Origin of the sequence: Lentilactobacillus parakefiri (assembly GCF_002157585.1) — a bacterium.
GTDB classification, from domain to species: Bacteria; Bacillota; Bacilli; order Lactobacillales; family Lactobacillaceae; genus Lentilactobacillus; species Lentilactobacillus parakefiri.
On record NZ_BDGB01000155.1, the window covers coordinates 1 to 713 of the forward strand.

Here is a 713-nt window from a genome sequence, read left to right on the forward strand (position 1 = left end):
TTAGTTGCCAGCATTCAGTTGGGCACTCTAGCAAGACTGCCGGTGACAAACCGGAGGAAGGTGGGGATGACGTCAAATCATCATGCCCCTTATGACCTGGGCTACACACGTGCTACAATGGACGGTACAACGAGTCGCGAAACCGCGAGGTCAAGCTAATCTCTTAAAGCCGTTCTCAGTTCGGATTGTAGGCTGCAACTCGCCTACATGAAGTTGGAATCGCTAGTAATCGTGGATCAGCATGCCACGGTGAATACGTTCCCGGGCCTTGTACACACCGCCCGTCACACCATGAGAGTTTGTAACACCCAAAGCCGGTGAGGTAACCTTCGGGGACCAGCCGTCTAAGGTGGGACAGATGATTAGGGTGAAGTCGTAACAAGGTAGCCGTAGGAGAACCTGCGGCTGGATCACCTCCTTTCTAAGGAAAAACGGAATCCTGCACATTGTCGAAAGTTTTGTTTAGTTTTGAGAGGTCTACTCTCAAAAGTGGTTACGCTTTTTGGGCCTATAGCTCAGCTGGTTAGAGCGCACGCCTGATAAGCGTGAGGTCGATGGTTCAAGTCCATTTAGGCCCATCCATGGCCTGATAGTTAGCTATCACCGGAGTAACATGGGGAATTAGCTCAGATGGGAGAGCACCTGCTTTGCAAGCAGGGGGTCAGCGGTTCGATCCCGCTATTCTCCATTGACACGAGAGTGTCAGACTTGGT

General features: G+C 51.5%; 2 tRNA genes and 1 rRNA gene. All 3 read left to right on the top strand.

Features of this window, described 5'->3' with window-relative positions:
* Window positions 1-421 (top strand): 16S ribosomal RNA (locus LPKJCM_RS12100); the annotation flags it as partial.
* Between the two features lie 83 nt (window positions 422-504).
* Window positions 505-578 (top strand) — tRNA-Ile (locus LPKJCM_RS12105).
* 37 nt (window positions 579-615) lie between these two features.
* Window positions 616-688, top strand: a tRNA-Ala gene (locus LPKJCM_RS12110).
* Window positions 689-713: the final 25 nt, after the last annotated feature.